Below are 18839 nucleotides of genomic sequence, written 5' to 3' on the forward strand. Positions count from 1 at the left end.
AAGGAGTAACGAAGTGAAGATCCCACGTCGGCAGAACGGCGACGCGCCGATTCCGGCGGTCGCCTCGGCGGAAAACATCGCCGGCGCGGCGTCGGTGCAGCCGTTCCGTGCGTGGAGGTCGGCATGACCTACCGAGTGCTGATCACCGATCATCCCGCGGCCACCGTCGATGTCGAGCGTGCGGTGTTCGACGCGGCCGGAGTCGAGATGGTGGTGGCGGAGTCCACTGATCCGGCATCGCTGGCGGCTCTGGCCGCGGATGTCGACGCCATCGCGACCTGCTTCGCGAAGGTTCCCGCCGCGGTGCTCGACAACGCGCCGCGCTGCCGGACCGTGGCACGGTTCGGCGTGGGAGTCGACAACATCGATGTGGCGCGGGCCGGTGAACTGGGCATCGTGGTGACGAATGTGCCGGTGTACTGCGTGGACGAGGTTGCCGATCATACGTTGATGCTGCTGCTGGCACTGGCGCGGCGGCTGGTGCCGTTCGCTGCCGACACCGCGGCGGGCCGCTGGAATCGCAGTTTCGCCTCGGTGCCGGTCCGGTTGCGTGGGAAGACCTTCGGCATTGTCGGTGTGGGTGCGATCGGTTCTGCTCTGATTCCCCGGGTCGCGGCGCTGGGGATGGAGGTGCTGGCATTGCGTCGCCACGGCGGCGAGGTCGAGGGTGCCACGGCGGTGGGTTCTCTCGACGAATTGCTCGCGGCGGCCGATGTCGTTTCGTTGCATCTGCCGTTGAACTCGTCCACACACCACTTGGTCGGCGCGCGTGAGCTCGGGCTCATGAAGCCCACAGCGCTGCTGCTCAACACTTCTCGCGGTGGCCTGGTCGACACGGCCGCGCTGACCGCGGCGCTCTCGGGTGGTCGTTTGGGCGGTGCCGGTCTCGATGTCACCGAACCCGAACCGCTGCCGTCGGATCACCCGTTGCGGACGATGGCCAACGCCGTGCTCACCCCGCACTATGCGTTCAGTTCCGACGGGTCGATGGCCGATCTGTCGCGTACCGCGGCCGAGCACGTCCTCGATGTGCTTGCCGGTCGCCGGCCGGAATCGATCGTCAATCCGGAGGTTCTCGCTTCGCCGGCGCTGCGCACCCCGGAGCTGGCGCGATGAGCACCGAGTACGCCGACCTGACCGATACGGTCACCGCGCATCTGCGTGCCCGCGGGCTGGCCGCCTCCGAGGCGGGCTTGACCGTGCGGGCGCTCACCGGCGGGGTCTCCAACGATGTCGTCGCGGTTACCGGTGAGGGTGTCGATGCGGTGGTCAAACGAGCGCTGAGCCGGTTGCGGGTCCGGCAGGAGTGGGAAGCCGATGTGGGCAGGCTGACCACCGAGGGCCGCGCGCTGCGCCTGGCCGCGACGATCGCGCCGGAATCGGTGCCGCCCGTGCTGGATCTGTCCGACGGTTTCCTCGTCATCGGCCGGGCCCCCGACCACTGGCACACCTGGAAAGCCGACCTGATGGCCGGTGTGATCGATGTACACGTCGCCGCCCGGCTCGGTGAGTTCCTGGCGAAACTGCAACAGTGCACCGCCGGCCGGGTCGACCCACTGCGGGCGGAGTTCGGTTCGCGGACCGCGTTCGAGCAGCTTCGGGTCGATCCGTTTCACCGGCAGATCCGCGGCCGGTACCCCGATCTCGCACCGCAGATCGATCGGACGATCGCGGTCATGGCGGAAACCACCGAATGCCTGGTGCACGGTGACTACTCACCGAAGAATGTGCTCGTCGGTGATTCCGACGCGGAAATGTGGGTCATCGACTGGGAAGTCGCCCATCTGGGCGACCCGGCCTTCGATCCGGCCTGGATCGTCGGCCATCTGCTGCTCAAAAGTATCCGCCGGCCCGACTACGGCGAACGATACCGTGCGGCGGCGGCGACCTTTCTCGACGCCTGGAACTGCACAGATCCCGAGTCGATGGCCCAGCTGATCCGCCAAACCGGCTGCCTGGTGCTGGCCCGCGTGGACGGGCGCAGCCCGGTCGACTACCTCGACGAACCCGGACAGGTGGCCGCGCGCTCGCTCGGCCGCCGGTTGCTCGGCGATCCCCCTCATTCCCTACCGGACGCTTGGAGGCTCCTCGCATGACCGACACCGCTATCCGCGAGATCACCGCCTGGGAAGGACTCGACTCACGCGGCAAACCCACCGTCGGATGCGAGGTGCTGCTCGCAGGCGGTGCGCGCGGGCAGGCGTACGTCCCGTCCGGGGCCTCGACCGGCCGCCACGAGGCGCGGGAGTTGCGCGACGGCGGCGCCCGCTACTCTGGGCAGGGCGTGCAGCGGGCCGTTGCGAACGCCACCACGATCCTCGCCGAGGCCGTGCGGGGCCTGGATGCCCTCGACCGCGGCGCGGTCGATACCGCGCTGCGGGCGGCCGACGGCACCCCGGACCTGGGGGAGGTGGGCGCCAATGCCGTGCTGGCGGTTTCGGTCGCGACCGCGCTGGCCGCCGCCGATGCCCAGCGCATCCCGCTCTACCGGCTGGTCGCGGCAGCGGAACACGAGCCGCTGCTGCCACTGCCGATGGTCAACATCATCTCCGGTGGCGCCCATGCCGGCCGCTCGATCGATGTGCAGGACTTCCTCGCCGTCCCGGTCGGGGCGCAGTCGTTTGCCGAGGCCATCGAATACAGCGCCCGGGTCCGCCAGGGCACCGCCGACGTGCTGGCCGAGCGCGGTCACTCGGTCGCGCTGATCGCCGACGAAGGCGGGCTCGGACCCGTATTGCCGACCAACAGGGCCGCGCTGGACATGGTGGTCGCCGGAATCGAACGCGCCGGATTGCAACCCGGCGCGGACATCGGGGTCGCGGTCGATATCGCCGCCACTCAATTCCTCACACAAGACGGGCATTACGTACTGGCCGCCGAAGGGAACCGCCGGCTCAGCGCGGCCGAACTGGTCGACGAGCTCGCCGACTGGTGCGCGCAGTATCCGATCGTCTCCTTGGAAGACGCACTCGGCGAAGACGACTGGGACGGCTGGGCGCGGGCGACCGAACGACTCGGCCACCGGCAACTGCTCGGTGACGACTTCTTCGTCACCGACGCCGAACGGCTGGGTCGCGGTATCCGGGACAAGGTCGCCAACGCCGTGCTCGTCAAACCCAATCAGACCGGCACCCTCTCCGACGCCTGCACGGTGGTGCGGCTGGCGCAGGACAACGGCTACCGCACCGTGCTTTCCGCGCGGTCCGGGGAAACCGAGGACGCGTGGCTGGCCGATCTGGCACTGGGCTGGCGGACCGGTCAGATCAAGGTCGGCTCCACCATGCGCTCCGAACGCACCGCGAAATGGAATCGGCTGTTGCAGATCGAAGCTCAGCTCGGCGACCGGATCGAGTACGCGGGTGCCGCCGCCATCGCGGCCCCGTCCGGCGATCGGGCCCTGGCATGAACAGGGTGGTCGAAGGCTACGGGCTGGGTACCTTCGCCGACGGCACGAGAACATTCGCCGGAGTGGTCGCGGGGGACCGGGTGGTCGAGATCGCGCCGGAGCGACTGGGGCCCGGGATAGTCACCACCGCGGATATCTTCGACGCCTGGGATACCGTGCGCACCGCACTACCCGATATCGCGGCGCACGCGGCGACCGAGGGTAAACCGTTGGCGCAGTTGCGTATTCTGCCGCCGGTCCGACCCCGCCACATCTTCCAGGCGGGAGCGAACTACCGCAGCCATGTCGCCGAGATCATCGTCTCCGGCAAAGCCGCCGACGACACCCGCACCGAGGAAGAGCTCGAGGCCGCCGCCGCGGCGATGATGGACGAGCGAGCCCGGACGGGCAGCCCGTTCTTCTTCACCGGGCTGGCCTCGGCCATGTGCGGCGCCGACGACGATGTCCTGCTCGTTCCCGAATCCGACCGGACCGACTGGGAGGCCGAACTCGCCGTCGTCATCGGGGCGGTCGCCGACAACGTCGCGCGTGAGAACGCCCTCGACTTCGTGGCCGGCTACACCGTTGCCAACGATGTCAGTGCCCGCGACCTGCAATTCCCCGCCGAACACCGGCCACTCGGCGGGGACTGGCTGCGCGCGAAGAACCGGCCCACATTCCTGCCCGTGGGACCCTTCGTGATCCCGGCCGAGAACCTCGGCGACTACCGGGATCTCGAGATCGAGTTCCGGCTCAACGGCGAACGTATGCAACACGACCGCGCCGCCAACATGCTCTTCGACGTGCCGACCCTCGTCGCCCAGGCCTCCGCGATCACTCCCTTGCTGCCCGGCGACCTGATCCTCACCGGCAGCCCGGCAGGCAACGGCGGAAAGTGGCAACGCTGGCTGGCGCCCGGGGACGTGATGGAGGCATCCATCAGCGGAATCGGAACCCTCCGCAACATCTGCCGGGCAGCACCGGGAAAGAAGGCCACAGCATGACCTCCGACATCACCACGGATACCTCGCCCGTCTTCGACCCGGCGAACCCGGCCGCCACTATCGAGGCGATGGCCCACCGGTGCAGCAACTGGGGCCGCTGGGGCGAAGACGACGTCCACGGCACGCTCAACTTCCTCGACGAGGGCGCGCGGGTCCGGGCCGCCCGGCTCGTCACCAGCGGCCGGACCTTCTCGCTGGCACAACCATTCGACGCCGAAGGCCCGCAGAAGGGATGGCGGCGACGGACCAACCCCGTCCACACCATGACCGACACCGGCCTGGACGCCGAATACGGTGACCAGGGCTTTCCCTTCGGTTTCGGCGGGGCCGACGATGTGATCGCCATGCCGCTGCAGTGCTCGACGCAATGGGACGGGCTCGGCCATATCTTCGACCACGGCCGCGCCTGGAACGGCCGGCGCGCCGGGGGAGTCGTCACCTCCGAAGGCGACCAGGTCACCGGCATCGAAACCGCCGCCGACCGGATCGTGGGCCGCGCCGTACTCCTCGACGCCGGCCGCGCCCTGGCCGGTGAACTCGGACTCGAACATCCCGAACTACCCGACGGGTTCGCGCTCACCCCCGAGTTGCTCGATCGCATCATCGACCAGCAGGGCGTCTCGGCCCGGGTCGGCCGCGGTGACATCCTGCTCGTGCGTACCGGCCAGTACAGCCGGGCACGCCGTGACGGCTGGGGCGACTACGCCGGCGGCGCCGCGCCCGGGCTGTCGTTCCGCTCCGCGCCGTGGCTGCACGAACGGGAGATCGCGGCGATCGCCACCGACACCTGGGGGTTCGAGGTGCGGCCCACCGAGTTGCACGGTGCCTTCCAGCCATTGCACCAGATCGTCATTCCCCATATGGGTCTCTACATCGGTGAGATGTGGAATCTCGACGATCTCGCCGAATACTGCGCCCGCACCGGCCGATACGAGGCATTCCTCGTCGCCGCGCCGCTCCCGGTCACCGGCGCGGTCGGGTCACCGGTCAATCCCATCGCCGTCGTGTGACAACGAAAACACGCTAGAAAGGCACCCGCCCATGCCCTCAACGAAGAAGGTAGGAATCATCGGCGCCGGTATCGCCGGACTGTCGGCCGGTATCCTGCTGGCCGATCGCGGTATCGATGTCGAGATCCTCGAACGCGCCGACGCCCCCCGAACAGTCGGATCCGGAATCACGCTGCAAGGCAACGCGCTACGCATCCTGCGCCAACTGGGCGTGTGGGACCGGATCGAGTCCCGGGGGTACTCCTTCGACACCGTCGGCCTGCGCGCCCCCGACCCCGAAGCCACCGTTCTGGTCGTCATGAACGACGTGCGGACCGGCGGCGACGACCTGCCGGCGACCGTGGGAATGCACCGGCCCGAACTCGCCGCGATCCTGCGCGACCGGCTCGACGTGGCCGGCGGCCGGATCCGATACGGCGCCGATGTCGTGGGCATCGACTCGTCCGGGAACACCGCCACCGCGGTCACGGCATCCGGGGATCGCAGGTCCTACGATCTACTGATCGCCGCCGACGGCATCAACTCGCCCACCCGGGGCCTGCTCGGTATCGATATCGTCCCTCGCCCCACCGGCGTAGGTGCCTGGCGCGTGGTGGTCCCGCGTCCCGCGGACGTCGTGCGCACCGACCTGATCTACGGCGGCCCGCACCACCTCGCCGGATATTGCCCCACCGGCGACGATTCGATCTACGCCTATATCGTCGAGGACGCCCAGGTCCGCGACAGCGCGCAGGGACCGCTGATCGTCAAGGAACTCGCGGCCGGCTACGGCGGTCCGTGGAAACAGATCGCCGACTCGATCGACGAGAACACCCCGGCCAACTACACCTGGTTCACCACCCATCTCGTCGACGGCCCCTGGCATCGCGACCGGGTGGTCCTGATCGGTGACGCCATCCACAACTGCCCGCCGACGATCGCCCAGGGGGCGGCCATGGCCCTGGAAGACGCCGCGGTTCTCGTCGAGGAACTGTTCGCCGGTGACGCACCGCTCGACGCGGTGTTCACCCGCTTCCGCGAACGCCGGTTCGACCGAGCCAGGACCGTGGTGGAATCCTCCACCCAGCTGGTGCAGTGGATGGTCGACGGCCATCGCGGCGACGTGGCCGAGGTCATCCAGCGCGTCGCGCACATGGTGAAGGAACCGGCATGACGGGGCCGATCGTCGACGTGCACGCGCACGTCCTGCTACCGGCCGTCGAAGCCTACGTCGCCGAACTCGACCCCGAGGGCCTCGCCGCCGCCAAAGAGCTCGACGCACGGCGCAACGGATTCGAGTCCCTTGCCGCATCGGGGCGCATGATCGGTGAGCGGTGGCAGCTCCTGACCGACCTGCCCACCCGGCTGGCCGCGATGGACGCCGCGCAGGTCGACGTTCAGCTGGTGTCGCCGTCGCCGTCCCACTACTACCCGTTCCTCGGGCCGGACGACGCGCTGGACGTCGCCCAGCGCGTGAACGCGGCCATCGGTGAGCTGGTCGGCCGAGCCCCTGGCCGGCTCCTCGGATTGGGTGTCGCTCCGCTACAGCATCCGGAACAGCTGGTTCCCGCCCTCGACGACGCCCTCGGCCGCGGACTGCGAGGCGTGGAGATCGGGTCCTTCGGGGCCTCCGCTACCGGCGGACAGGCCGGCACCGTGGAACTGTCCGATCCGGCACTGAACCCGTTCTGGGCGGCCGCCGAGACGGCGGGCGCCGTCGTGTTCCTGCATCCGTTCGGGTGCTCACTCGACGAACGACTCGACCGGTTCTACCTGGCCAACACCGTGTCGCAACCCGCCGAGAACGCGGTAGCACTGTCCCACTTGATCTTCGGCGGTGTCCTCGACCGCTACCCCGGTCTGCGCGTGGTCGCCGCACACGGCGGCGGGTACCTGCCGACGACCATCGGGCGCTCCGACCATGCCTGGCGGGTCCGGCCCGAAGCCCGCGCGTGTCAGCATCCGCCGTCGAGCTACCTGCGGCGGCTCTGGTTCGACTCGCTCACCCACGACAGCGGGCAGCTCGCGGAGCTGATCCGGGTGGCCGGCCCTACGCGTGTGCTGCTCGGCTCGGATTTCCCCTTCGATATGGGAACCGACGACCCCGTCGGTGCGGTTCGGGACGCAGGATTGTCCGACGAGGTCGTGCGGGCCGTTCTGTCCGGCAATGCCGCGGCCCTGCTGCCGGACACCGGAGACCGGGAGGACCTGGTCACGTAGGGTTTCGAAGGGACAGGACACCGTGGCCAGGGCGGAGGAGTGCCGGTGAAGGAAGTCGACCTGAACCTGCTGCCGCATCTGCACGCGCTGCTCGAACTGCGCAACGTCTCCCGGGCCGCCGAACGCGTGCACCTGAGCCAATCGGCGATGAGCGCGGCACTGGCCCGGCTGCGCCGCCATTTCGACGACGAACTCCTGGTGCGCGCCGGACGCGAGTACACCTTGACCGCGTTCGCCCGCAGTCTCGCACCGGCCGTCCAGGAGGCCCTGGCGCGGGTCCAGGACGCGATGCAGATGCGATCGGAGTTCGATCCCGCGGACACCGACCGCACCTTCGTCCTCGCCGCGTCCGACTACGCGACCACGGTCGTGATCCGGCCGTTGCGCGGCCTGATCGCCCGGCAGGCGCCCCACGTGTCGGTGGAAATTGTCCCCACCGCCGGAATCGACCTCGGCCTTGAGGCATTCGGCCAGGTGGATGTCCTCGTGGGTCCGATGGGATTCGATTTCGGCGGCAGCTACCGGCAGTTGTTCCGCGACGAGTTCGTCGCCGTCATGGACAGCGGCAATCCCTTGCTCGAGCGCGCCGAACTGACCCTCGCCGACCTCGCCGCCGTGCCACACGCCGCCGGCGAATTCGGCCCCGGCGTGACGACACCACCCATGCAGTTCCTCGCCGACGCCGGTGTCACCCCCGTCGTGGCCGCCCGGGTATCGGGCTGGCAGATCCTACCGTTCCTCGTCGAAGGCACCGACCTCGTGGCACTGGTCCCGCGCCTACTGGCCACCCGCTTGGCCACCGGGCTGTCGGTGACCGTCGTGGAATTCGTGGCCGAGCTCGAGATACCGGTCGTGGAGGCCATGTTCTGGCATCCCCTGCACACCACCGACCCCGCCAACACGTGGCTGCGTGAGTCGATCCAGCAGGTCTGCCGCGAAATCCGCGACGAAGACACCGGACCGATTCATCCGGTCCGGATCGGGCCGCCGAAGCCCTGAGCCGCCGCTCCCGGACCGCCGCCGGTCCGAGCTCATTCGCCGGTTCGTCCGGCTCGTAGATACTGTTCGACCATCGTCGCCGAGTACGCGACTTCGCGTCCCGCCGCGCGGCACGGCCATCGCGTACACGGCGCGAAAAGGGAGGCTCTGTCCCGGCGCACCGATCACGACCGACCGCTGGACTACCGAGCTCGGAAAGCATCGACTGCCCCGGAGCGGCGTATCAATCCAGCCTGCATACCGATTGCAGCCGCTTCTCCACGGGAGGACACCTCGAGTTTCTTCAGCAGGCCCGCGACATGGAACTTGACGGTGCTCTCGGCGACACCCAGTTCCGTCGCGATGGCCTTGTTCCGCATCCCGGCCGCTACCAGTGATAAGACCTCACGTTCCCGGCGGTTCAGGATCGCCAGCCCGGGCAGATCCGGCGGCGCCGCGGGCGGATCCAACGGTAGCCGGACCGTCACCCGGCTGCCCCAATCCGCAACCACCTCGACATCCACCTCTGCGGATAGCGTGCGCACCCTGCCCTCCAGCCCGCGGCGTACGCTCGACGAATCCAAGCGCCCCGCCGCATTGTCGCGAATCTCGATGACGAGCGCTCCGGCTGCACATCCCCACGCAATGCGCAGCCGGTCGAGCTGGGGCTGAGCCGCGAACGCAAGTACCACCGACTGTGTCACGGCTCGCGCGCCGTGGGCGACCTCGCCCGGTATCGGGCGGCCGTCGAGGGGTGGCGCACTGTAGTCCGCCGTGATGTGGCGATGATGCAACAGCGGCCCCAGCTCGCGGCGTAGTCGTTCGAACGCCGCGGCCGGGGCTTCTTCGGACAATGCCCGGTCGGTGGCCTGCTCCGAGCGCAGCGCGATCAGTGCGTCCGAGGCTGTTGCTGTCGCGGTGGCGCGTGCCCGCGCGTCGTCCAAGCCCGGCGAACGCAAGGTGAGCAGCAGTGCGGCGAGTACGGCCTCATGCGAGGCGGTCAGTTCGGCGATCGCGCGGGTCCGCGCGCTGGAGGCCGCCCGTGACTCGGCCAGGTAGTCGGGGCTGGCCTGGGCGACCTGCTGTCGGATCGAGGTCGCGACCAGCCCGAAGGCGGCCATGAGCTCGGGAGGTCGCGGTATTCCGCGCTGATCGCGGGGGAAGAGGACCAGCAGGGTGTCGGAGGGGTCCCGGATCGCCCACACCCACAGCCGGGTGCCGGTGAGCACCGCCGCACCGGCGTAGGCGCCGCCCGGTTCGACCTCCGATTTCAGCTCGTCGAGCTCTGCGAGGGTGATTCGATCGACGATGTCCTGGTCACCGGCCACCTTGCGTGGCCGGCCGGTGCATTCCCGGGTGAAGATCACCAGCGCCCGATGCGGCCACCCGTCGGCGAGGAATCGCGACAGCCGGGGCGCGATTTCCACGAGCGGCCCGTCGACAACCTCGCGCAGACCACACAGCAACGCCACGCACTCCTCGGTGGCGGCTACCGCCGGGCGGCGGGCGGCGGGCAGGAGTCCGGCCGGATAACCGGACAGGTGAGGCGACGATGTATCCACCGCTCAGAGTCTAGGAAGCCCAGGGGAGCGCACTCGCCGAGTGGACAGGTTTTCCTCGTCTTCCGACCAGGTTCATCACGGCCCATCGAGAGATACGTTCGGTCGAAGCAGGCGAGTCGAACGCCTCGCTTCGACCGTCGAAATGCATCGGAGGATCCACCAGTCATGCCGCAGCAGGTCCGCGGGGTCATCGCCCGGAAGCCGGGTGCCCCGGTCGAACTGACCGATATCGTCATCCCCGATCCCGGCCCGGGCGAGGTTGTTGTCGCCGTCGCCGCGTGCGGGGTGTGCCACACCGATCTCACCTACCGCGAGGGCGGTATCAACGACGAGTTCCCGTTCCTGCTCGGCCACGAAGCAGCCGGCACGGTCGAGAGCATCGGTGCCGGAGTCGACTCCGTGAAAGTCGGGGACTTCGTGGTCCTGAACTGGCGGGCGGTCTGTGGTAGCTGCCGGGCCTGCAAACGCGGTCGGCCGCAATACTGCTTCGATACCTTCAACGCCGCGCAGAAGATGACACTCACCGACGGCACCGAACTGACCCCCGCGCTCGGTATCGGCGCGTTCGCCGACAAAACCCTCGTCCACGCGGGCCAATGCACCAAAGTGGATCCGGCCGCCGATCCGGCCGTTGCCGGCCTGATCGGCTGCGGTGTCATGGCCGGCTTCGGCGCCGCGGTGAACACCGGCAACGTCGGCCGCGGCGATTCGGTGGCGGTGATCGGCTGCGGCGGCGTCGGCGACGCGGCCATCGTCGGCGCCCGCCTGGCCGGAGCGTCCACCATCATCGCGGTGGACCGCGACGAGCGGAAACTGGCGTGGGCCACCGATCTCGGCGCCACCCACACCGTCGACGCCGGTACCTCGGACACCGTCGAAGCCATCCAGGAACTCACCGGCGGATTCGGCGCCGATGTCGTCATCGACGCGGTCGGCCGCCCCGAAACCTGGCGTCAGGCGTTCTACGCCCGCGACCTCGCCGGAACCGTGGTCCTGGTGGGTGTCCCCACTCCCGAGATGCGGCTCGAGATGCCGCTGATCGACTTCTTCTCCCGCGGCGGTGCACTGAAATCGTCGTGGTACGGCGACTGCCTACCGGACCGGGACTTTCCGATGATGGTCGACCTGCATCTGCAGGGCCGCCTACCACTGGACAAGTTCGTCACCGAACGCATCGGCCTCGATCAAGTCGAGCAGGCATTCCACACCATGCACGAGGGCAGCGTGTTGCGATCGGTTGTCGTGCTGTGAGCGAGCGTCAGCGAGTGAACCATCAATACAGCGCGCATCGCGAACGACGGAGTGGAGCGGAGTCGTGAGTGGACAGCTCCGCATCGACCGGGTGGTGACCTCCGGGTTGTTCGAACTCGACGGCGGCGCCTGGGAGGTCGACAACAATGTGTGGGTGGTCGGCGATGACGACGAGGTCGTGGTGGTCGACGCGGCCCATGACCCCGGTCCGGTCGTTGATGCCATCGGCGACCGGAACGTCGTCGCCGTCGTGTGTACCCACGGGCACAATGATCACGTCACCTTCGCCCCGCAGTTCGGCGAGGACACCTGTGCGCCCGTCCTGATACATCCCGGCGACGATCCGCTCTGGCAGCAGACGCACCCGGGCCAGAAGTACTGGTCGCTCACCGACGAACAGCGCATCGCCGTGGCGGGAACCGAAATGCATATCATCCACACGCCCGGGCACTCCCCGGGATCGGTATGCCTCTACCTGCCCGAGGCCGATGCCCTGTTCTCCGGCGACACTCTGTTCGCCGGGGGGCCGGGTGCCACCGGACGGTCGTTCTCCGATTTCCCCACCATCATCGGTTCCATTCGCGATCGCGTGCTCACCCTCCCCGAACACACGCGGGTCCACACCGGCCACGGCGACCACACCACGATCGGCACCGAAGCGCCGCACCTGGCCGAATGGATCGCCCGCGGCCACTGAACGCTACGTCGGTGGCACCGGCCCCAGAACGACGGTTGCCCTGACAGGTGAGCGGTAGCCGGACAATGGTCCGGATATGACGGTGAGCGTGAGCGTGAGCGCGCGTGCGCTGACCTGGCCGACACGTTGGCCGGTACGGTCCGGAGTGCGGATGAATCTCCGCGGCGACGTCGAATTATCAGCGCGCTGAGTTTCGCCGTCGGCGGTCCATGGTCTGGATAGGTGTACTGGTCGAGGCGGGAAGGGCAGGTTTCATGGCTCGTGTGCATACGGGCGAATCGGCGCTGGCCCGGGCAGTGCGAATCGTGGAGTCGTTCGGAGTGGGCGATTCGACCTTGACCGTCTCGGAGATCGCCCGGCGGTCCGGCCTGCACGTCGCGACCGCTTCCCGGTTGATCGAGGAATTGGTCGGCTGCGGCTGGCTGGAGCGCGAGAACCGGCAGGTGCGGATCGGGGTCCGGTTGTGGGAGGTGGCCTCGCGGGCATCGGCGACTGTCGGGTTGCGCGAGGCCGCCATGCCCTTTCTGGAGGACCTGCACGCCGTGGTGGGTCAGCACACCCAGCTCGCGGTCCTCGAAGGTGACGAGGTGTTGTTCATCGAGCGGCTCACCGCCTCCGGCGCGGCCGTCAACTATTCGCGGCTCGCCGGCCGGTTACCGTTGCACGCTTCGTCGTCAGGCCTGGTCCTGCTCGCCTACGGACCGGTCGAGTTGCAGGAACGGGTGCTGCGCCGGCCCATGAAGGTATACACGGACAAGACCATCCGGACCGCGCGTCAGCTTCGGTCCGCACTGGCCGAGGTCCGTCGGCAGGGCTACGCCTTCTGTCCCGGTCACATCTACCCGGAAACCACCGGAATCGCGGTACCGATCCACAACGCGCAGGGCACCGTGATCGCGGCGGCGGCGCTGATCGTTCCCAACGACGCCGCTGCCTACGCGCAGATCCCGGCATTGCAGGCCGCCGCCCGTGGGATCTCCCGGGTTATCGCATCTCACATTCCGCCCGCACAGTGATAGGGCACACAATTTTTCTCTCAACTATCAAGAATGATCTGGAGCCGGGGTAGCCGGTCGAACGATCCTCGATGTGAAGACGAGATCGAGGAGTTCAGATGGCTCAGAGTTGTGCCGCCTCCGGGACACCGGCGGGCTCGGTGTTACGTGTCGCGGCGAAAGAGACTGTGGCCGAGGGGGTTGTGGCGCTGACGCTGCGCCACCCCGGCGATCGGAGACTGCCGGATTGGGCACCCGGAGCACATATCGACCTGATGCTCCCCTCCGGTGTGACGCGGCAGTACTCACTGTGCGGAGACCGCTGGGATGCCTACAGCTATCGCGTCGGCATCCTGCGGGAGCGGGACGGCCGCGGCGGCTCCGCCTACATTCATGACGAACTCGCGGTCGGCGACATTGTGGGTGTGGGCGGCCCACGCAACAATTTCGCCTTGGCGCCGGCACCGGAATACCTGTTCGTCGCCGGCGGTATCGGGATCACGCCACTGATTCCGATGATCGCGCAAGCCCAGCTCATGGACATCCCCTGGAAACTGCTCTACGGCGGGCGAACCCGCTCGTCGATGGCCTTCCTCGACGAACTCGCAGGGTACGGCGACCGGGTGAGGGTGACACCCCAGGACGAATACGGGCTACTCGACTTACCGGCCCCGTTGGCCGCCGCGGCCGCTTCCGACGCGAAAGTGTATGCCTGCGGCCCTGAACCGTTGCTGCGCGCGGTCGACACCTGTTGCGCAGATTGGCCTGCCGGCAAACTGCGGACCGAACGGTTCGTGCCGAAGCAGCAGGGTGCGCCGGCCCGCACCACCCCATTCGTCGTCGAACTCGCCCGGACCGGGCTGACCGTGACAGTCACCCCGGACACCAGCGTTCTCGAAACCGTCGCCCGGGCCGGGGTGAATGTCCTTTCGTCCTGCCGCGAAGGCACGTGCGGCACCTGCGAGACCACTGTCCTGTCCGGAGCGCCCGATCACCGCGACTCGATCCTCGACGACGACGCCCGATCGGCGGGGGAATGCATGTTCATCTGCGTGTCCCGCGCCTGTTCCGACCGCCTGGTCCTCGACCTCTGACCCGCGCCGCCGACGAAGGACCCTCCTGTGACCACATTCGCCTCCCATGCGCCTGTCAGCCATATCGACCCCTTCGGCCTCGACATACTCGAGAATCCGTTGCCGTTCCAAGCCGATCTGCGTGATGCCGGCCCGGTGGTCTATCTCGACCGCTACGACGTGTTCGCGATGGGCCGCTACGAACAGGTGCATGCCGCACTGACCGACTGGCAGGGATTCCAGTCCGCCGCCGGTGTCGGGTTGAGCAACTTCCGGTACGAAAAGCCCTGGCGGCCACCGAGCCTGCTGCTCGAGGCCGATCCGCCGTACCACGACGCACCACGGGCGGTGCTGAGCAAGGTCCTCGGCCCGCGAGCGCTGCAGAAACTGCGCGCCTCCTGGCTGGCGGATGCCGAGGCCCTCGTAGACCAGGTCCTCGAAGCGGGCACCGAGTTCGACGCGGTCACCCGGCTGGCGGCGGCGTTCCCGCTGCGGGTCTTTCCCGATGCCGTGGGTATTCCCGAGGCAGGCCGCGAGAACCTGCTGCCCTACGGCGACCACTTGTTCAACGCTTTCGGCCCGGTCAACAGCCTCGTCGAGAAGGGAGCTCCGCGGGTCGCGGAGTTGTCGGCGTGGGTGAACGCGCAGTGCACCCGTGAGGCATTGTCCGAAGAGGGGTTCGGTGCGCAGATCTGGGCGGCCGCCGACCGCGGGGACATCACCTACGAACAGGCGCCGCTGATCGTCCGGTCCTTGCTTTCGGCGGGAGTGGACACCACCGCCAACGGCCTCGCCGCGGTCCTTTACGCCTTCGCCGGCCACCCGGACCAGTGGGAGCGCGTGCGAGCGAATCCGATGCTCGCCCGCACCGCATTCGACGAGGCGGTGCGTTGGGAATCACCGGTACAAACGTTCTTCCGAACAACCACACGCGATATCGAAGTCGGCGGCGTACTGATCCCGGACGGCCGAAAGATCCTGATGTTCCTCGGCGCCGCCAACCGCGACCCCCGTCGCTGGGAAAACCCGGACACCTTCGACGTGCACCGCAATCCTTCCGGGCATGTCGGGTTCGGCATGGGGATCCACCAATGCGTCGGACAGCACGTCGCCCGACTCGAATCCGAAGCATTGCTGACAGCACTCGTCACGCGGGTGGAAACTATCGAACCGGCCGGCCCGGCGGAACGGCATCTCAACAACACCCTGCGGTCGTGGAAGTCGGTTCCGGTCCGAGTGATACCGAACTGAACTCCGATGCTCCGAATACCGCTCGGCCGATCCGCGGAAGGGTTGTCGGCGGGCCGTTCGGATTCGACCCTTCCCCAAAATTTCGCCAAACATTCCGGGCGTGATCGGGGGTTCCGTACGCGAACCTGCAGGGTGCACAGAGATATCGTGCGTTCTTATTTGACCCCAGAACCATATGCCCCTACGAACTTCTTCGTGTGACCAGCACCTTGACCGAAGTTCGCAACGGCAGGTTACTGGTTCGAGTCCAGTTGGGGGAGCAGAAACAGGCACCTGACCATCGGTTTCATCTGAACGGTCGGGGGCCGAATTCGTACAAAGCCGCGGAATGGTAGATAAATGGCTGCAAACTATCCCCGCGTCCGTCTGCGGTGCCGGTCTGCATCAGGGAGTGACCAGGACCGACCGGCTCGGCGAAGTCCTGCGTGACGGGGACCCGCCCCGGGCCTTCGCTACGAGCGCGTCCTGAACCATCCTTCCGAGAAGGTGTGGCGGGCTCTCACCGAATCCGAGCATCTGCGCCACTGGCTTCCGGCCGATATCGTCGGTGAGCGATGCGCGGGTGCGGAGATCCAGTTGCCGTTCTGGCCCGAATCGGTGGACCGCGCGGGGGCGGAATTGGAGCAGGCCGGTGTCGACCTCGACGACCCCGTGCTCACCGGCCGCATCCTCACCTGGGACCCGCCGCGGCTCTTCGAATTCCTCTGGGAGGACGAGCATCTGCGCTTCGACCTCGAACCGGACCGGGCCGGTACCCGACTGGTCTGCGCCGTCCGCTTGGGCGCGCCCGGCCCCCGCGGCCACACCGGCACCGCGTCCGGCTCCACGTCTGTCTCGACAGCCTGTGCGAACTCATGGAGACGGGCTCGGTCGAGGACCCGGGCCCAGAACGGATCGCCGAACTCGAAAACGCTATGCGGTATTCGGTTTGGACAGGCCCGGGGCGGACTGAAAACTCCGCAGCCCGGGACCGCTCGGTAACGCCGGTCCCGGCGTCGGCGCCGCGACCACCGATGCCCAGATTCGGCAGGTGCGGTTCGATCGGTATCTCTCACGTGGTGGGGGTGCTCAGCGGGGGACGGGTTCTGCTCGGATCGAGGCGCGTCCGAGTTGCCGGAATGCCCTCTCAGACCTTTTCCACCCGCACAGGCCGGCCCGCCAGAAGTTGGTTCAGGTCGTCGGTGTCGGAGGTGAATACGGTGGTTTCGGACCCTCTGGCCGACTCTCGCTCGGCGACAGCCGCGAGGACGGCGTCGATGGCGTATTTGTGCCCGTGTAGTCCGGCGTTCCTCAACATGTCCCGCGCGGATGCGATTACGTGGTCATCGGTGTGTACCACGCGGATTCGTGACAACGTCCAACTCCACAGGGCCTGCTTGGATCCGTCTCTCGGGTTCCACGCTTCCAGCGTGGTCAGGGCTGACGTGACGATCGGGATATCGAGTTGCGGTGCGGTTTTGATGAGCGCGGCGATCTCCCGGTCACCCTGGACTGCCTTGACCAATGCCTCGGAGTCGAACACGAAGACACGTTGCCGTGGCTGATGCGCTGCCGCTCGTCGTGTCCGGTTCACGCGGCACTGCCGGGACGTGCACCGTGTTCGTCATGCCATTCGTCGAGGGCGGCGATCCGATCGAGCGCGGCCTGCTGCTCCTCCTCCGACAGTGGACCGTATTCTTCCTCGATCTGTTCGGCCAGCTCCCGCAGCCGGTCCATGGCATCGCGATGTGCGGCAGCGGCAGCGATGTAGCCGGACACTCCCCGCGAGTCGACCCGGCCCTTGATCGATTCGACGAGTTCTTCCGGCACGGTGACAGTAATCTTCCGGGTTGCCATACTTTAAGTATGGCACACGGGCGGTGTGCTCGACGGCGTAAGCTCCGGATTGTGATCCAGCCTCGTCCAGACGCCGAGGACGGGCCGGTATTTACGAGTGGACCAGCACACCACGGGAAATGGTCAGCGGCGGGCGGCGGACTAGGCTCGACGGATACCGGCATATGCCCGCGCGCACTGTCGAGGTCACCGGCGCCGCCGCCACCCTGACCCTTCGGCTCATCACCCCGGTCGCCGGCGCCGCAACGAATGCGGCACAGAACCGCTCGGTTCGCTGTGACGGGGCCGGACCCGATATCGACGAATGGCTTTGATCCTGGCGCCGGCGAGGTCGCTGATCAGGTCGGATAGCAAGATAGAATGAAGAAGCCGGGGACTTCGTACGAGACATTGATGGGCTCGCCGCACCCGGCGAATCAACAGGGGCCGCGGCGCGGTCCCAGTCAGGAGCGTCGTGATGACGTCACTGAACGAGCAGGCTCAACTGGGCGGTTCTGCACGCGTGTCCCTCCGCAGCGGCCCGCCGCCCGAATCGCGGCGGTTGCCGACACCGAGAGCACCCCGGCCCGGGGCAATAGACGGAGCCTGGTGGCCTCGCACCGATGACCTGGTCACCGAACTGGCAGAGCTCGAGGCGCTGCAGTCCGGACGAATGGGTGTAGTCGATCGCATCATGTACAACATGGATGCTTGGCGACCGGCGCCGAGGCGTACGGCGGTGGGTGGGCGTTCGGTTCGGTTGGACGGTTACCGGCATCTACCCGCCCACACTCTCTGCTTCCTGGGTTTGGACCGCACCCGCCTCGTGCTGCTGGTCATCCCCGCGCGCGCAGACGAAGCCACCGCGTGGGCGCTGCTGGCCGCCGCGTCTCGACCGGGAAACGAACTCACCGCCGGAGAATTGATCGCAGCCGACAGCCGGCACCGCCGCGAGCGCACCGAGAACGCGGCCGCATTGCGTCGCTGGGACGACGAAGGCGGTCACGATGACCAGCCATCCCGGCCCGTCATCCTCGGCCCGATCCCGGGCAATGCCAGGAGCTTGATATGACGCAGAACCCATACAGTCCGGGCAGCGGCCGTGATCGGGACCGATCCCGGCCCGCCTCCGGTGGCGAGCAACCATTCGCCGCGCCCACCCGCACACCGCGACTGCTGCTCGGCGCCCCCGAGGCGCCCGCCGAGGGCGTCGACGGCGCGTGGTGGCCCAGAACCGACAACCTGACCACCGAACTGCACGACCTGATTGCCGCCCTCACCACCCGGCTCGGGGCGACCACCGGAATCGCGTTCGACTGGAACGTGCTCAGCGTGGCCCAACGGGCCATCGATCCTCCTGACGGGATCGAGATCGCCGGACCGCTTCCGGGCCAGCCGAGCCAGGTGATGTACGTATTCGGTCCGCGCAATCGGCGCATACGGCTACTGGTGATCGACCCCGCCACCGCCCCAGACCTTGCAGAAGCGCAGATGCGCAAGGCCGTGACCACCGTCGCGAACCATCCGAAATCCTGAATCGGCCTGCCAGAGCAGGGCCTGGTCCGGGGCGTTCGGATTCGGCCCTTCCCTGAGATTTCGCCGTCTGCACCGCGTGTGTT

General features: G+C 67.8%; 20 protein-coding genes. 17 read left to right on the top strand and 3 right to left on the bottom strand.

Annotated features, from left to right (window positions below; translation table 11 throughout):
- The first annotated feature begins 123 nt into the window (after window positions 1-123).
- The 8 genes from ACIA75_RS09845 to ACIA75_RS09880 are packed head-to-tail and all read left to right on the top strand — an operon-like array spanning window position 124 to window position 8597.
- The gene (locus tag ACIA75_RS09845; RefSeq protein ID WP_397101985.1) at window positions 124-1116 is read left to right on the top strand and encodes a C-terminal binding protein; all 993 of its coding nucleotides are present in this window, start codon (window positions 124-126) and stop codon (window positions 1114-1116) included.
- Window positions 1113-2096 (top strand): phosphotransferase family protein, encoded by a 984-nt coding sequence (locus ACIA75_RS09850; protein ID WP_397101987.1) that lies wholly within the window; start codon window positions 1113-1115, stop codon window positions 2094-2096. Before ACIA75_RS09845 ends, ACIA75_RS09850 begins: the two co-directional genes overlap by 4 nt.
- Window positions 2093-3406, top strand: a complete 1314-nt coding sequence (gene eno / locus ACIA75_RS09855; protein WP_397101989.1) for a phosphopyruvate hydratase — start codon at window positions 2093-2095, stop codon at window positions 3404-3406. Before ACIA75_RS09850 ends, eno begins: the two co-directional genes overlap by 4 nt.
- Entirely contained in the window at window positions 3403-4389 is a 987-nt protein-coding gene (locus ACIA75_RS09860; RefSeq protein ID WP_397101991.1) for a fumarylacetoacetate hydrolase family protein, read from the top strand. Before eno ends, ACIA75_RS09860 begins: the two co-directional genes overlap by 4 nt.
- Complete coding sequence (locus ACIA75_RS09865; RefSeq protein ID WP_397101993.1) at window positions 4386-5399, top strand: cyclase family protein; 1014 nt, start codon at window positions 4386-4388, stop codon at window positions 5397-5399. Before ACIA75_RS09860 ends, ACIA75_RS09865 begins: the two co-directional genes overlap by 4 nt.
- A gap of 31 nt (window positions 5400-5430) precedes the next feature.
- Window positions 5431-6552, top strand: coding sequence for an FAD-dependent monooxygenase (locus ACIA75_RS09870; RefSeq protein ID WP_397101995.1), 1122 nt, complete (start codon window positions 5431-5433; stop codon window positions 6550-6552).
- Entirely contained in the window at window positions 6549-7598 is a 1050-nt protein-coding gene (locus ACIA75_RS09875; protein WP_397101997.1) for an amidohydrolase family protein, read from the top strand. Before ACIA75_RS09870 ends, ACIA75_RS09875 begins: the two co-directional genes overlap by 4 nt.
- 45 nt (window positions 7599-7643) lie before the next feature.
- Complete coding sequence (locus tag ACIA75_RS09880; RefSeq protein WP_397101999.1) at window positions 7644-8597, top strand: LysR family transcriptional regulator; 954 nt, start codon at window positions 7644-7646, stop codon at window positions 8595-8597.
- Between the two features lie 182 nt (window positions 8598-8779).
- On the opposite strand, the gene ACIA75_RS09885 is transcribed toward ACIA75_RS09880, so the two are convergent.
- Window positions 8780-10030: a response regulator transcription factor gene (locus tag ACIA75_RS09885; RefSeq protein WP_397103439.1), complete on the bottom strand. Its 1251-nt coding sequence runs from the start codon at window positions 10028-10030 to the stop codon at window positions 8780-8782.
- Window positions 10031-10303: 273 nt separating this feature from the next.
- On the opposite strand from ACIA75_RS09885, the gene ACIA75_RS09890 reads away from it, so the two are divergent.
- The 6 genes from ACIA75_RS09890 (at window position 10304) to ACIA75_RS09915 (ending at window position 16386) form a co-directional block, all read left to right on the top strand.
- Window positions 10304-11389: an S-(hydroxymethyl)mycothiol dehydrogenase gene (locus ACIA75_RS09890; protein WP_397102001.1), complete on the top strand. Its 1086-nt coding sequence runs from the start codon at window positions 10304-10306 to the stop codon at window positions 11387-11389.
- A gap of 64 nt (window positions 11390-11453) precedes the next feature.
- Window positions 11454-12086 (top strand): MBL fold metallo-hydrolase, encoded by a 633-nt coding sequence (locus ACIA75_RS09895; protein WP_397102003.1) that lies wholly within the window; start codon window positions 11454-11456, stop codon window positions 12084-12086.
- A gap of 254 nt (window positions 12087-12340) precedes the next feature.
- Entirely contained in the window at window positions 12341-13102 is a 762-nt protein-coding gene (locus ACIA75_RS09900; RefSeq protein ID WP_397102005.1) for an IclR family transcriptional regulator, read from the top strand.
- Between the two features lie 98 nt (window positions 13103-13200).
- A complete protein-coding gene (locus ACIA75_RS09905; protein WP_397102007.1) occupies window positions 13201-14175 on the top strand; it encodes a PDR/VanB family oxidoreductase in 975 nt (324 codons plus the stop codon).
- Between the two features lie 27 nt (window positions 14176-14202).
- Window positions 14203-15405, top strand: a complete 1203-nt coding sequence (locus ACIA75_RS09910; RefSeq protein ID WP_397102009.1) for a cytochrome P450 — start codon at window positions 14203-14205, stop codon at window positions 15403-15405.
- Between the two features lie 486 nt (window positions 15406-15891).
- A complete protein-coding gene (locus ACIA75_RS09915; RefSeq protein WP_397102011.1) occupies window positions 15892-16386 on the top strand; it encodes an SRPBCC domain-containing protein in 495 nt (164 codons plus the stop codon).
- Between the two features lie 145 nt (window positions 16387-16531).
- Here ACIA75_RS09915 and ACIA75_RS09920 read toward each other — a convergent pair whose 3' ends face one another.
- Window positions 16532-16927: a PIN domain-containing protein gene (locus ACIA75_RS09920; RefSeq protein WP_397102013.1), complete on the bottom strand. Its 396-nt coding sequence runs from the start codon at window positions 16925-16927 to the stop codon at window positions 16532-16534.
- Window positions 16928-16974: 47 nt separating this feature from the next.
- On the bottom strand, window positions 16975-17241 hold the full coding sequence (locus tag ACIA75_RS09925) for a hypothetical protein (RefSeq protein ID WP_033244774.1): 267 nt from the start codon (window positions 17239-17241) through the stop codon (window positions 16975-16977).
- A gap of 164 nt (window positions 17242-17405) precedes the next feature.
- Between ACIA75_RS09925 and ACIA75_RS09930 the strand changes: the two genes are divergently transcribed.
- The 3 genes from ACIA75_RS09930 to ACIA75_RS09940 all read left to right on the top strand — a co-directional run bounded on the left by ACIA75_RS09930 (window position 17406) and on the right by ACIA75_RS09940 (window position 18756).
- Entirely contained in the window at window positions 17406-17555 is a 150-nt protein-coding gene (locus ACIA75_RS09930) for a hypothetical protein (RefSeq protein WP_397102016.1), read from the top strand.
- A gap of 143 nt (window positions 17556-17698) precedes the next feature.
- Window positions 17699-18292 carry a DUF5994 family protein gene (locus ACIA75_RS09935; protein ID WP_397102018.1) on the top strand — a complete coding sequence of 198 codons (594 nt, stop codon included), beginning with the start codon at window positions 17699-17701 and terminating at the stop codon, window positions 18290-18292.
- Window positions 18289-18756: a DUF5994 family protein gene (locus ACIA75_RS09940; protein ID WP_397102020.1), complete on the top strand. Its 468-nt coding sequence runs from the start codon at window positions 18289-18291 to the stop codon at window positions 18754-18756. Before ACIA75_RS09935 ends, ACIA75_RS09940 begins: the two co-directional genes overlap by 4 nt.
- Window positions 18757-18839 lie beyond the last annotated feature (83 nt).

It is taken from the genome of Nocardia sp. NPDC051750 (assembly GCF_044453135.1).
In the GTDB taxonomy this organism is placed as follows: domain Bacteria; phylum Actinomycetota; class Actinomycetes; order Mycobacteriales; family Mycobacteriaceae; genus Nocardia.

What these genes read in the sequence shown, in the direction of transcription:
- ACIA75_RS09845 (WP_397101985.1), top strand. Translation starts at nt 124, where the DNA reads ATGACCTACCGAGTGCTGATCACCGATCATCCCGCGGCCACCGTCGAT.
- ACIA75_RS09850 (WP_397101987.1), top strand. Translation starts at nt 1,113, where the DNA reads ATGAGCACCGAGTACGCCGACCTGACCGATACGGTCACCGCGCATCTG.
- eno (WP_397101989.1), top strand. Translation starts at nt 2,093, where the DNA reads ATGACCGACACCGCTATCCGCGAGATCACCGCCTGGGAAGGACTCGAC.
- ACIA75_RS09860 (WP_397101991.1), top strand. Translation starts at nt 3,403, where the DNA reads ATGAACAGGGTGGTCGAAGGCTACGGGCTGGGTACCTTCGCCGACGGC.
- ACIA75_RS09865 (WP_397101993.1), top strand. Translation starts at nt 4,386, where the DNA reads ATGACCTCCGACATCACCACGGATACCTCGCCCGTCTTCGACCCGGCG.
- ACIA75_RS09870 (WP_397101995.1), top strand. Translation starts at nt 5,431, where the DNA reads ATGCCCTCAACGAAGAAGGTAGGAATCATCGGCGCCGGTATCGCCGGA.
- ACIA75_RS09875 (WP_397101997.1), top strand. Translation starts at nt 6,549, where the DNA reads ATGACGGGGCCGATCGTCGACGTGCACGCGCACGTCCTGCTACCGGCC.
- ACIA75_RS09890 (WP_397102001.1), top strand. Translation starts at nt 10,304, where the DNA reads ATGCCGCAGCAGGTCCGCGGGGTCATCGCCCGGAAGCCGGGTGCCCCG.
- ACIA75_RS09900 (WP_397102005.1), top strand. Translation starts at nt 12,341, where the DNA reads ATGGCTCGTGTGCATACGGGCGAATCGGCGCTGGCCCGGGCAGTGCGA.
- ACIA75_RS09905 (WP_397102007.1), top strand. Translation starts at nt 13,201, where the DNA reads ATGGCTCAGAGTTGTGCCGCCTCCGGGACACCGGCGGGCTCGGTGTTA.
- ACIA75_RS09925 (WP_033244774.1), bottom strand. Translation starts at nt 17,241, where the DNA reads ATGGCAACCCGGAAGATTACTGTCACCGTGCCGGAAGAACTCGTCGAA.
- ACIA75_RS09930 (WP_397102016.1), top strand. Translation starts at nt 17,406, where the DNA reads ATGCCCGCGCGCACTGTCGAGGTCACCGGCGCCGCCGCCACCCTGACC.
- ACIA75_RS09935 (WP_397102018.1), top strand. Translation starts at nt 17,699, where the DNA reads ATGACGTCACTGAACGAGCAGGCTCAACTGGGCGGTTCTGCACGCGTG.
- ACIA75_RS09940 (WP_397102020.1), top strand. Translation starts at nt 18,289, where the DNA reads ATGACGCAGAACCCATACAGTCCGGGCAGCGGCCGTGATCGGGACCGA.